At 65.5% G+C, this 13029-nt stretch carries 9 protein-coding genes; 4 read left to right on the plus strand and 5 right to left on the minus strand.

The features are described from left to right. From metG to ACFSX5_RS18300, 5 genes are read right to left on the minus strand one after another with little or no spacing between them, the layout of a single operon-like run. Positions 1–1551, minus strand: coding sequence for a methionine--tRNA ligase (gene metG, locus ACFSX5_RS18280; RefSeq protein WP_386835370.1), 1551 nt, complete (start codon positions 1549–1551; stop codon positions 1–3). Further along, complete coding sequence (locus ACFSX5_RS18285) at positions 1548–2573, minus strand: AAA family ATPase (protein ID WP_386835372.1); 1026 nt, start codon at positions 2571–2573, stop codon at positions 1548–1550. Before ACFSX5_RS18285 ends, metG begins: the two co-directional genes overlap by 4 nt. Beyond that, on the minus strand, positions 2570–3259 hold the full coding sequence (gene tmk / locus ACFSX5_RS18290; RefSeq protein ID WP_386835373.1) for a dTMP kinase: 690 nt from the start codon (positions 3257–3259) through the stop codon (positions 2570–2572). Before tmk ends, ACFSX5_RS18285 begins: the two co-directional genes overlap by 4 nt. 50 nt (positions 3260–3309) lie before the next feature. Next, positions 3310–4458: a D-alanyl-D-alanine carboxypeptidase family protein gene (locus ACFSX5_RS18295; protein ID WP_386835374.1), complete on the minus strand. Its 1149-nt coding sequence runs from the start codon at positions 4456–4458 to the stop codon at positions 3310–3312. A gap of 27 nt (positions 4459–4485) precedes the next feature. Continuing rightward, positions 4486–5484 carry a septal ring lytic transglycosylase RlpA family protein gene (locus tag ACFSX5_RS18300; RefSeq protein ID WP_386835376.1) on the minus strand — a complete coding sequence of 333 codons (999 nt, stop codon included), beginning with the start codon at positions 5482–5484 and terminating at the stop codon, positions 4486–4488. A 247-nt stretch (positions 5485–5731) separates the two neighbouring features. On the opposite strand from ACFSX5_RS18300, the gene metH reads away from it, so the two are divergent. The 4 genes from metH to ACFSX5_RS18320 all read left to right on the plus strand — a co-directional run bounded on the left by metH (position 5732) and on the right by ACFSX5_RS18320 (position 12908). After that, positions 5732–9484, plus strand: a complete 3753-nt coding sequence (metH, locus tag ACFSX5_RS18305) for a methionine synthase (protein ID WP_386835377.1) — start codon at positions 5732–5734, stop codon at positions 9482–9484. A 245-nt stretch (positions 9485–9729) separates the two neighbouring features. Next, entirely contained in the window at positions 9730–10080 is a 351-nt protein-coding gene (locus ACFSX5_RS18310; RefSeq protein WP_386835378.1) for a hypothetical protein, read from the plus strand. 144 nt (positions 10081–10224) lie between these two features. After that, complete coding sequence (gene rnr, locus ACFSX5_RS18315) at positions 10225–12510, plus strand: ribonuclease R (protein WP_386835379.1); 2286 nt, start codon at positions 10225–10227, stop codon at positions 12508–12510. Between the two features lie 2 nt (positions 12511–12512). Continuing rightward, entirely contained in the window at positions 12513–12908 is a 396-nt protein-coding gene (locus ACFSX5_RS18320) for a DUF983 domain-containing protein (protein WP_386835380.1), read from the plus strand. The last annotated feature ends 121 nt before the right edge of the window (positions 12909–13029 follow it).

The following is a 13029-nucleotide window of genomic DNA, read 5'->3' on the forward strand; positions in this document are numbered from 1 at the left end:
CTATTCGGCTTTGCGCTCGATACGGGCAAAGACGCCCTGCGGCGCCGGCAGTTCCGTGCCGGGCACCAGCCGGTCGCGAACCAAGGCCAGAGCCAGCAGGCGATCCTCCTCCGGCACGGCGAGCTGATCGAGCAGCTTGGCGGCGGCAGCCGGAACGAAGGCCAGCATGGGAATGGCGAGGCGCCGCACGGTGTCGGCCGTGCGGTAGAGCACCGTCGCCATGCGCTCCGGGTCAGACTTCTTCAGCGCCCAGGGTTCCTGGGCGGCGAAGTAGTTGTTGGCGGAACTGAGCGCGCCGATGATGGCCCCGATGGCATCGTGGATCAGTTGCTGGTCCATCAGGGACTGCGCCGCCTGGATAGCTTCGCCGACTTCCTGCTCAAGCTGCTCGTCGGCAGGCGTCGCATGGCCGAACTGCGGCACCTTGCCGTCGCAGTTCTTGTTGATCATCGACAACGAGCGCTGCGCCAGATTGCCGAGATTGTTGGCGAGGTCGGCGTTGACGCGATTGGTCAGCTTCTCGCGGCTGTAGTCACCGTCCTGTCCGAAGGAGACCTCACGCAGGAAGAAGTAGCGGACCGCATCGGCGCCGAACTCTTCCACGAGATCGAACGGATCGATGACGTTGCCGAGCGACTTCGACATCTTCTGCCCGTCAACGGTCAGGAAGCCGTGAGCGAAGACGCGGTGCTGCACCGGCAGGCCGGCGCTCATCAGGAAGGCCGGCCAGTAGACCGTATGGAAGCGGATGATGTCCTTGCCGATGACGTGCAGATCCGCCGGCCAGAACTTCTGCCAGAGTTCGTTCTGCTCATCAGGGAAGCCGAGGCCGGTGATGTAGTTCGTGAGCGCGTCCACCCACACATACATCACGTGGCCGGGGGCATCCGGCACGGGAATGCCCCAATCGAAGGTGGTGCGGGAGATCGACAGGTCCTGCAGCCCGCTCTTCACGAACGAGATGATCTCGTTACGACGCTCGCGAGGAGCGATGAAATCGGGATTGGTCTCGTAGAGTTCGAGCAGTCGGTCCTGATAGGCGGACAGGCGGAAGAAGTAAGTTGGCTCCTCGACCCAGTTCACCTCGGCGCCGGAGGGCGCGAAGCGCTTGCCGTCCCGCTCGGTGAGCTCGTCCTCGTCGAAATAGGCCTCGTCGCGGACCGAGTACCAGCCCTTGTAGGTGGACTGGAAGATGTCGCCATTGTTGTTGCCGGCCATGCGGCGCCAGATCTCCTGCGAGGCCTGGTGGTGCCGCGGCTCGGTGGTGCGGATGAAGTCGTCGTTGGAGACGTTGAGCACGCCGGCGAGGCGCTGGAACTCGGCAGCATTGCGGTCGGCGAGTTCGCGCGGGGTGATGCCCGCGGCCGTCGCAGTCTGCACCATCTTGATGCCGTGCTCGTCAGTGCCGGTGAGGAAGTAGGTTTCCCGACCCGCCAAGCGCTGGAAGCGGGCGATGGCGTCGGTCGCAATCATCTCATAGGCATGCCCGATATGGGGGGCGCCATTGGGATAGGCGATCGCGGTGGTGACGTAGAACGGCTTGGGGGTCATTGTGGCTCGGCGGCGGGCTGAGTGAGGGCGACGTGCCGGCTGATCGCATCGAACAGGGCGGCGAGGGTCTGTTTCATATCCAGATTGATCTCGTCGGCCTCGGCGAAGAGGGCGTTCGCCTTCTCCCATAGCTCGGTGGCCGAGGCAAGGCGCGCGCGGTTGAGCGGCGGCAGGGCAGCGTTCCGCGCTTCGTCCGCCAGCCAGTCGAACAGCATCTCGCGGGCAAACGAGAGTTCCGGCCCCTGCGAGCTGGCACCCAAGGCATCGGCAAGGCTCAAGGGAACGGCGGTGGGATGCGACAACGGATTAGTCAGCCAGGCCTGCAGCCCGCCCAAAGCGGAGTCCGGTGCCAGAGCCAGCGTTTCGAAGGCGCGGCGCGGGCGACCGCCGGCGAGCGTGACGGCAAGCTGCAACTCTGTCTGCCCGAGGGCGGGGTCATGCTCGCGCAGCACCGCCTCGACATCGGCGTCGGCAATCGGCCGCAGTGCCAGGTTGTGGCAGCGGGAACGGATGGTGGGCAGCAACTGCCCCGGCCGGTGCGAGATCAGGAAGAAGGTGGTGTCCGCCGGCGGCTCCTCCAGCGTCTTCAGAAGGGCATTGGCGGCGGAGGGGTTGCAGTCGTCGATGGAGTCGATGACCACGACGCGGTGACCGGAGCGGCCGCGGGTGTGGTGCAGTCCGTCGCGCACCTGGCGGACTTCTTCCACCCGGATGACGGTGTAGAAGCCCTTGCTGTCCTTGGGGCTGCGGCGCAGCAGGAACAGATTGGGATGGGAGAGCGCCGCAACCTGTTCGGCGACGCGGTGCTCCGGTTCGTCGCCGGTGGCCGTCAGCAGCGCCACCGCCATCTCGAAGGCGAAGGTGGCCTTGCCGATGCCCTGCGGGCCGTGGAGCATGATGGCGCCGGGCAGCCGACCAGCGGCGAGGGTGCCGAGCACGGCCTGCCGCGCCTCGTCGTGGCCACGGGCGCGCTGCCGGCGCTCGGGCTCCGGTACGCCGTCGATGGCATCGGGATCGGTCACGCCTCGGCGCCTGCCACAGCTTCAGGGAAACGCGCCGATACCGTGGCCCAGATCACCCGCTCGAGTTCGTCCTCGTCGCGATCGGCATCCAGCACCACGCAGCGTTCGGGGTTGGCATTGGCGATGGCGAGGAAGCCATCACGCAGGGTGCGATGCCAGTCGAGTTCTTCCTTTTCAAAGCGATCGCCGGTGACCTTCAAGCCATCTGCGAGCTGGCGCTGCTCGACGCGGCGGAAGGCGATCTCCGGGTCCATGTCGAGAACGATGGTCAGGTCGGGGACATGGCCGTCGAGCGCCAGGGTCTCGAGTTCCCCGATTAGCCGCTCGTCGACACCGCCGGTCAGGCCCTGATAGGCGCGGGTGGAATCGTGGAAGCGGTCGCACAGCACCCAGGTGCCGGCGGCGAGGTTGGGCGCGATGAGCTGGCGGACATGGTCGAGGCGGGCGGAGGCGAAGAGCACGGCTTCCGCGCCCGCCCCCCAGCTTTCCGAACGCCCCTGAAGGATGAATGAACGGATGGCTTCCGCCTTTGCGGTACCGCCCGGTTCGCGCGTCCGGACGGCGTCGATGCCGTTCTGCTGCAGGTGCTGCAGCAGGCGCTTAACCTGGGTGGACTTGCCGACGCCTTCCCCACCTTCGAAGGTGATGAAACGGGCGCGGCTCGTGGCTGAGGAAGCTTCGGACATGACGCCGTTTTACCCGACTCGGGCGGCGAATACAGTGCCTTCGCGCGTCCTTACGGCAGCCAGCCCAGCGCCAGCTGCTTGAGAGCGTCGGTGGCCTTGCGGGTGATGTCGCCCTCCCCGACTGTTTCAGCGGCATAGAGGGGCGCCGTCTGCACCAGACGGTCCTCGCAGAAGACGCGCAGTTCGGCGACTTCTTCGCCCTGCGTCACAGGGGGCATGAGTGGGCCCGTATAGACCACCTGGGCATTGAGGCACCGGCGGGAGCCGCGCGGCAGGTAGAGCGCCACCTCCCCCTCCCCGACCAGCCCGACGGAGGGCGCTTCGCCGCCATAGACGTCTGCGGTGGCGATGACGGTGCCTTCGGGATAGGCGGCAACGCGCTCGAAGGCCCTTGCACCCCAGGTGATGAGCTTGCGGCCCTCTTCGTTGCGCTGCGCCATGGAGGTGAGGCCGTGAACAACGGCGATCAGCCGCCGGTCGCCGGCATCGCTCGAGATCACCGAGCCGTAGCCCGACGCTTCGGTGTGGCCGGTCTTGAGGCCATCGACGCCGATACCCTGCTCGACCAGCGAGTTGCGGTTGGGCTGGCGGATGCCGTTCCACTCCATCTCGGGTTCGGAGAAGTAGTGGTAGTAGTCGGGGTAGTCGCGGATCAGGTGGCGCGCCAGGGTCGCGAGATCCCGCGCGGTTACATACATGTCCGGGTCCGGCAGGCCGGTGGAGTTGGTGAAGTGCGAGCCGGTCAGGCCGATATCCTGCGCCAGCTCGTTCATCATCAGCGCGAAGGTGCTCTCCGAGCCGGCAATCCCTTCTGCAAGGACGATGGCAGCATCATTGCCGGACTGGATGATGACGGAGCGGATCAGGTCTTCGACGCGGATCTGCGAATTGAGTTCGGCGAACATGGTGGAGCCGTCGGACATGGCCCCGCCGGTCCGCCAGGCGTTTTCCGAAACGTAGAACTGATCATCGAGCGACAACCGCCCGTTCTTGATCTCGTCGAAGACGACGGCAAGCGTCATGAGCTTGGCCATGCTGGCCGGCTCCATGGGCTGATCGGCGTCCTTCTGGAAAATGACGGTGCCGGATTCGAAGTCGGTGAGGACGGCGAACCTGGCCTGGGTCTCGAACTCAACCTGGGCGAACGCCGGGGCGACGAACGCCAGCAGAGCCAAAACCAGAATGCCGAACCGCTTCACCGACGCCTCCCCTTCAGTCCTCAACGATCAATAGAGCCTGCCGTCGCCAAGGCCAAGCGAGTGGGCCAGAGCCTCGACATCACTTCTTGTCGCGCCGGGCTTCAGTTGCGTCATGGTGAGTTGCGTAGCGGTGCGGCCATCGATCTCGACGCGTTCTTCGTCGACCGAGCCAAGCAGGGCAAATTGCTGCGCCACGCTGGCGGCGTTGTCGGCGCTGGCGAACACGCCGAGCGGCAGGTTCAACTTGGCCAGGGTAGCGTCGCCGCTTGCCATGGCGTTGACGGCGGCCTGGGCGCTACCGATCCCCGCTCCAGCCTGAACTGGCGTGGTGTCGGCATAGGAGAACAGACCACCGAAGAAGTTGCCGGCGATATCGGCGAGGCTGTTGGTGTTGTCCGCAGTGCGATAGGCGGCGCCGGTGTCGAAATCGGCGGGGCCGCTATAGCTCGCCATCAGCATGCGGGTGTCGTCGCCTTCGAGCGGCGCGGGGCCGACATATTCGGCCTTGATGCTGGTGGAGCCCTTGGTGACATAGCCGAGCATGGACGCCGCCCGGTAGGACAGGTCCATGATGCGCCCGGGCATATAGGGTCCACGATCGTTCACGCGGACGATAATGGAGCGGCCATTCGCCTGGTTCGTGACGCGAACATAGGATGGCAGCGGCAGCGTTGGGTGGGCACCGGTGATCGCATTGGCGGAGAAGATTTCGCCATTGGCGGTGCGGCGGCCGTGAAAGTCGGCACCGTACCAGGACGCGCCGCCGGTGGCGACATAGTCCGGGTCTTCCTGCGGCACATAGGTGCGGCCGGCGACCGTGTAGGGCTTCCCGACCTGGTAGCGGCCGCCACCCTTGGGCGGATTGGGATTGTTGGTGACGCGCGGCGAGGCGGAACCGTACTCGGAACCGAAGGCGGCGCGGTTGACTTTGGGTCCGAGACCGCCAGCGCTACAGGCGGCAACGATCGGAGCAAGGAGCCCGGCTAGGGCGAGCAGGCGGGCGGCACGGCGCCAGGATGCTGTCACGGCAGGCAATCTCTTTGATACGCAATACTGGATCCGCCTCCACCATAACTCAGCGGGATGGAAGCCGCTGCACAGGAACAGCTTTCTGGTTTCAATGGGGTTAAGGCGAACGAATGGTTAGCACCGCAGCTGGCATTTGGACCGCATTGTCGGCACAAGCTCGCTCCTGAGCTTTTCCGACCGCCGCCTTGAACATGTGCGGATATAAAGATATCTTTATGCGACCGCGAAGCAGGACGTTTGCAGCATGACAGCCCCTACCCTCCCCGACTGGACCGAAGTTCGCGCCGCGCTGGCCAGGGCCATGGGCGAGCGCATCCTTGTCCTCGACGGGGCCATGGGTACCATGCTGCAACGGCTGAAGCTGGGCGAAGACGATTTCCGCGGCGAGCGCTTCCGCGACTGGAACCGGCCGCTGCAGGGCAATAACGACCTGCTGGTGCTGACCCGTCCGGATGCGGTGGAAGAGATCCACTACCAGTACTTTATGGCCGGTGCGGACATCGTCGAGACCAACACCTTCTCGGCAACCTCGGTGGCGCAGGCGGATTACGGCACGGAATCGGCGGTCTACGACATCAACTACCAGGGGGTGGTGGTGGCGCGGCGCGCGGCACTGCGAGCCCAGGCCGAGGATGGGCGGCGCAGGTTCGTGGCGGGGGCGCTGGGGCCGACCAACAAGACCTCGTCCATGTCGACGGACGTCAACAATCCCGGGCATCGCTCCATCAGCTTCGACGAACTGGTGGAAGCCTATGGCGAGGCGATCCGCGGGCTGGTCGATGCCGGTGCGGACCTGCTGCTGTTCGAGACCATCACCGATACGCTCAACACCAAGGCCGGCATCTTTGCGGCGCAGCGGCTGTTCGCCGAGCGCGGCATCGACGTGCCGATCATGATCTCGGGCACCATCACGGACCTCTCCGGGCGTACGCTCTCGGGCCAGACGCCGACGGCGTTCTGGTACTCGGTGCGGCACGCCAATCCGCTGACCATCGGGCTCAACTGCGCCCTTGGCGCCGACCTGATGCGCGCCCACATCACCGAGCTTTCGGCGGTGGCGGACACCTTTATCTGCGCCTACCCCAATGCCGGGCTGCCCAACGAGATGGGCGCCTATGACCAGACGCCGGAATCCATGGCCGGGCAGCTGGAGGATTTTGCGCGCGAGGGGCTGCTCAACATCGTCGGCGGCTGCTGCGGCTCGACGCCGGATCACATCCGGGCCGTGGCCGAGGCGGTCGGCAAGCACAAGCCGCGGGCGGTGCCGAAGCCCGAGCGGCTGCTGCGGCTCTCGGGGCTGGAGCCGTTCACGCTGACCAGCGACATCCCGTTCGTGAACGTGGGCGAGCGCACCAACGTCACCGGCTCGGCGCGCTTCCGCAAGCTGATAACTGCCGGCGACTATGCCGCGGCGCTGGACGTGGCGCGGGACCAGGTGATCAACGGCGCCCAGATCATCGACATCAACATGGACGAGGGCCTGATCGACTCCAAGCAGGTGATGATCGACTTCCTCAACCTGCTGGCTGCTGAACCGGACATCGCCAAGGTGCCGCTGATGATCGACTCCTCCAAATGGGAGGTGATCGAGGCCGGGCTGAAGTGCGTCCAGGGCAAGGCGCTGGTGAACTCCATCTCGCTCAAGGAAGGCGAGGAGGCGTTCCTGCACCACGCGCGGCTGGTCCGCGCCTATGGCGCCGCCGTGGTGGTGATGGCCTTCGACGAGACGGGCCAGGCCGATACGATGGAGCGCAAGGTCGAGATCTGTACCCGCGCCTACAAGCTCCTCACCGAAGAAGTCGGCTTGCCGCCCGAGGACATCATTTTCGACCCCAACGTGTTCGCGATTGCCACCGGCATCGAGGAGCACAACAACTATGGCGTCGACTTCATCGAGGCGACCAGGCGGATCACCGAGACGCTGCCGCACGTCCATATCTCGGGTGGCATCTCGAACCTCAGCTTCTCGTTCCGCGGCAACGAGCCGGTGCGCGAGGCGATGCACGCGGTGTTCCTTTATTATGCCATCCAGAACGGCATGGACATGGGCATCGTCAACGCCGGGCAGTTGGCGGTCTATGAGTCCATCGATCCGGAACTGCGCGAGGCCTGCGAGGACGTGATCCTCAACCGCCGGCCGGACGCCACCGACCGCATGCTGGAAATCGCCGAGCGCTATCGCGGCAAAGCCGGCGGCGAAGGCAAGGCCAAGGACCTGAGCTGGCGCGAGAAGCCGGTCAACGAGCGCATCAGCCATGCGCTGGTCAACGGCATCACCGAGTTCATCGAGGCGGACACCGAGGAAGCCCGCCAGCAGGCGGAGCGGCCGCTGCACGTTATCGAAGGGCCACTGATGGCCGGCATGAACGTGGTCGGCGACCTGTTCGGCTCGGGCAAGATGTTCCTGCCGCAGGTGGTGAAATCCGCCCGGGTGATGAAGCAGGCCGTGGCCTATCTCCTGCCGTTCATGGAGGAGGAGAAGCGCCTCAATGGCGGCGAGCAACGCCAGAGCGCCGGCAAGGTGCTGATGGCGACGGTGAAGGGCGACGTCCACGACATCGGCAAGAACATCGTCGGCGTCGTGCTGGCCTGCAACAACTATGAGATCATCGACCTCGGCGTGATGGTGCCGGCGCAGACGATTCTGGAGACGGCGCGGCGCGAGAACGTCGACATCATCGGTCTCTCCGGGCTGATCACGCCGTCGCTCGACGAGATGGCGCATGTCGCGGCCGAGATGGAGCGCGAAGGGTTCGACATCCCGCTGCTGATCGGCGGGGCGACCACCAGCCGCGTCCACACGGCGGTGAAGATCCACCCGCGCTACAATCAGGGCCAGGCGGTGCATGTGAACGACGCGAGCCGCGCCGTTGGCGTGGTGTCGAACCTGCTTTCCCCCGACACCAAGGTCACTTTCATCGAGCAGGTGCGGGCCGAATATGCCAAGGCCGCCGCCGCGCATGAGCGGGCCGAGGCGGAGAAGAAGCGGCTGCCGCTCGATCGCGCCCGCGCCAACAGCTTCAAGCCCGATTGGGCGGGCTACGAGCCGCCGAAGCCGAACTTCTTCGGCACGCGGGTGTTCGACGCCAACGACTTCTCGCTCGAATACCTCGCCCGCTACATCGACTGGACGCCGTTCTTCCAGACCTGGGAGCTGAGGGGACGCTATCCGGCCATACTCGAGGACGAGAAGCAGGGCGAAGCGGCGCGGCAGTTGTTCGAAGATGCGCAGCGCATGCTCGAACAGATCATTGCCGAGAAGTGGTTCGCCCCGCGGGCCGTTGTCGGCTTCTGGCCGGCCAATGCCGTTGGCGACGACATCCGCCTCTTCACCGACGAAACGCGACAGGAGGAACTGGCCACCCTGTTCACCCTGCGCCAGCAGCTTTCCAAGCGTGACGGCAAGGCGAACATGGCACTGAGCGACTTCGTCGCGCCGATGGAGACGGGCAAACCGGACTATCTCGGCGGCTTCGTGGTCACCGCCGGTATCGAGGAAGTGGCGATCGCCGAGCGCTTCGAGCGGGCGAATGACGACTATTCCTCGATCCTGGTGAAGGCTTTGGCCGACCGCTTCGCCGAAGCCTTTGCGGAGGCCATGCACGAGCGGGTGCGCAAGGAGTTCTGGGGTTATGCCGCCGACGAGGCGCAGACCCCGGAGGAACTGATCCTCGAAAACTATCGCGGCATCCGCCCTGCCCCGGGCTACCCGGCCCAGCCCGACCACACCGAGAAGACTACGCTCTTCCGCCTGCTCGATGCCGAACGGCAGGCGGGCGTGCGGCTGACGGAAGGTTTTGCCATGTGGCCGGGGTCGTCGGTTTCCGGGCTCTATTTCGCCCACCCCGACGCCTACTATTTCGGCGTGGCCAAGGTGGAGCGGGATCAGGTCATCGACTATGCCCAGCGCAAGGGCATGCCGGTGGAAGAGGTGGAACGCTGGCTCGGCTCGATCCTGAACTACATCCCCGGACCGACGATCGTGGCTGCGGAGTAGCAGCGGTGTGCGTTGCTCCACCCCACCCTCAATCCCTCCCCATCAAGGGGAGGGAGGCGCAGGAACCGAGACGCCTGTGAATCTCCTGCCGGGCGGCTCCTTCGTCCCCTCGCCCCTGAGGGGAGAGGGTCAGGGTGAGAGGTTCAGCCTCTCGGCAGGAACCGCAACTCTGAACCCCTCACCGGCCGCTTCGCGGCGACCTCTCCCCTCAGGGGAGAGGTGACCACCGGCATCAAGTACTCGACATGACCCGCACCGAACCCATCGCTGTCACGCTGATCACCGAGCGGGGGAATCTCCTGCCGCTCGATGGGGAGACCGCCCTGCTACGGCTGCCGGCAAATAGCGGGCACGGCCATAAGGATGGGGACACCTGCCCCGCCTGTGCCGCGCTGACCGATGTTCGCGCCCTGCTGTTCAACCTGCTGGAGGAAGTGCGGCTCGGTTTGCGGCCGGCGTTCGCAAAGGTCATAGTCGACGCCAGTGCCGTCGCCGAACCGGGCAAAGTGGTGGACGCTCTCACGGGGAGATTGCCGGCGCAGGCGCTGCGCGACCACACGGTGGCGCGACGTTTCTATCTTGCCGGCGCGGCCTGACCCCTTACATCGGCGCCGACCGATATCCATATGACCTGTGTTCCCGCAGCAGAGATGCGCGGGAACTCCTCCTATCCCAGACAGATTTCAGTTGGGCACCTGCCGATTTCTTCGGCGGGCGAACTCGACTACAAGCAAGGCCTGATGGCAAAACTCACAAAAACCAAAAACAAGAACACCTCCGGTCCGAAGCGGTCGCTGCACCCGCGCGCCGACGCGCTGCCCACGCGCGAGCAATTGCTGGAGGCGCTGGCGCAGGAGCCGGACCTCAAGGGCAAGCGCGACCTCGCCAAGGTCTTCGGCATTCGCGGTGACATGCGTCGCCCGTTCAAGGCGATGCTCGCCGAACTCGAAAGCGATGGCCTGATCACCCGCACCCGCAAGGCGCTGCGCCGGACGGCCGCTCTGCCTTCGGTAACGGTGCTCGATATCCCTGCCGATGCGGATCCGGACAATCTTCACGCATTCCCGGCACAGTGGAACGATGAGGAGGGCGAAAAGCCCCGCGTCACCGTGCTCGGCGGGCGCAATGCCCGCGTGGTGCCGGCGCCGGGCGACCGCATCCTTGCCCGCATCGAGAGCGGCGACGGCCCGGTGCCGGAATACACCGCCAAGCCGATGAAGATCCTCGACAAGCCGCGCCGCGCCCATATCGGCATCGTGCGCCGCGACGAGGATGGCGCGCGGCTGATCCCGATCGACCGCAAGCAGAAGGAGATGCGCATCCCCATGGGCGACCTTGGCGAGGCGCAGGACGGCGATCTGGTGGAGGTCGAGGTCAAGCTCTCCGGGCGACTGATGATCCCGCGGGCGCGGGTCACCAACGTCATTGGCAATCCGAGCTCGGAGGGGGCGATCAGCATGATCGCCATCCACAGCCTCGAGATTCCGTACATCTTCCCCAACTCGGTGATCCGCGAGGCGGACGAAGCGAAGGAAGCGACCCTCAAGGCCCGTGAGGACTGGCGCGAACTGCCGCTGATCACCATCGACCCGGCCGACGCCAAGGACCACGACGACGCCGTCCATGCCGAGGCGGACACGGACGAGAAGAACCCCGGCGGGTTCATCGTCACCGTCGCGATCGCCGACGTCGCCGCCTATGTGCAGCCGGGGACGGCACTGGATCGCGAGGCGTATCTGCGCGGCAACTCGGTCTACTTCCCCGACCGGGTGGTGCCGATGCTGCCGGAGCGGATCAGCAACGAGCTGTGCTCACTCAAGGAAGGCGAGCCCCGCGCCGCCATGGCGGTGCGCATGGTGCTCGGCGCCGACGGCAAAAAGCGCTCGCACAGCTTCCATCGCATCCTGATGCGCTCGGCGGCCAAGCTCAGCTACCAGCAGGCGCAGGATGCCATCGACGGCAAGCCGGATGACAAGACCGGGCCGCTGCTCGAACCGATCCTGAAGCCGCTCTGGGCTGCCTATGCGGCGATGACCAAGGCACGCGACCAGCGTGGTCCGCTCGACCTCGACCTGCCCGAGCGCAAGATCCTGCTCGACGACAAGGGCATGGTGCGCGACATCTTCGTGCCCGAGCGGCTGGAGGCGCACCGGCTGATCGAGGAGATGATGATCGCGGCCAATGTCGCCGCGGCCGAAACGCTGGAACAGAAGCGTTCGCCCGTGATGTACCGCGTGCACGACGAACCCTCGGGCGAGAAGCTGACCGCCCTGCGCGAGTTCCTCGGTTCGCTCGACATCGGCATGAAGAAGTCGGATGCGGTACGGGCGGCGGACTTCAACGGCATTCTGGCTCAGGCGCGCCGGGCCGGCAATGTCGAGCAGGTCAGCGAGATGGTGCTGCGCTCACAGGCGCAGGCAATCTACGCGCCCGAGAATTACGGCCATTTCGGCCTCAATCTCGATCGCTATGCCCACTTCACCTCGCCGATCCGCCGCTACGCCGACCTCCTGGTGCACCGCGCCCTGATCAAGGCGCTGGGCTTCGGCGATGATGGTCTCACCGAAGCGGAAGCGCTGCGGCTCGAGGGCATCGCCCAGCATATCTCGGCGACGGAGCGCCGGGCGATGCTGGCGGAGCGGGAAACCTCGGACCGCCTGTTGGCGCAGTTCCTGTCGACCAAGATTGGTGCCAAGTTCGAAGGTCGCGTCTCGGGCGTGACCAAGTCCGGTCTGTTCGTGCGCCTGCTCGAGACCGGTGCCGATGGATTCATCCCCGCCTCGACCGTGGGCGACGACTACTTCCGCTACCACGAGGACATGCAGGCGCTGGTTGGCGACCGAACCGGCGAGAAGTTCGGCCTCGGCGATCGCGTCACCGTGCGGTTGATGGAGGCGGCTCCCGTGGCAGGCAGCATGCGGTTCGAGCTGCTGTCCGAGGGGGAGCGCGTCAATCCGTCGTCTGTCAAGCGCGGACAAAAGCGCGCATCTAGAAGCTACGGCCCCAAGGGTCGAAGAAAGCGATAGCCATGACCCAGTCCTCCCCCGCCCTCGAACAACGCAGCGCCGGTCAGGCGATCTGGCGCGGCACGCTGTGCAAGTGCCCGCATTGCGGCAAGGGCAAGCTGTTCCGGTCTTACCTGAAGGTCGTAGAGGAGTGCGAGGTGTGCGGCGAGCAGCTCAACCTGCACCGCGCAGATGATTTCCCGCCCTATATCGCCATCATGATCGTCGGCCACCTGCTGGTCGCCATCATGCTGCACATCGAGATGACCCATCACGTCAACCCGATGATCTATGTCTACACCATGGTGCCGCTGGCGATCCTGTTGCCGCTGGCTATTCTGCCCTCGATTAAGGGGGCGATCGTGGGCATGCAGTGGGCCAACCGGATGCATGGGTTCGGGACCGGCAAGCGGGCTTAGCGGCCGCTCTACAGCACTCCCGTAGACCTCATCCTGAGCCTGTCGAACCACGAGGTCGCGGCCCCGGTGTTACCGACCTCGTGGTTCGACAAGCTCACCATGAGGTCTACCGTCTGACGGT

The sequence above is a fragment of the Devosia albogilva genome (assembly GCF_042685625.1).
GTDB lineage: Bacteria > Pseudomonadota > Alphaproteobacteria > Rhizobiales > Devosiaceae > Devosia > Devosia albogilva.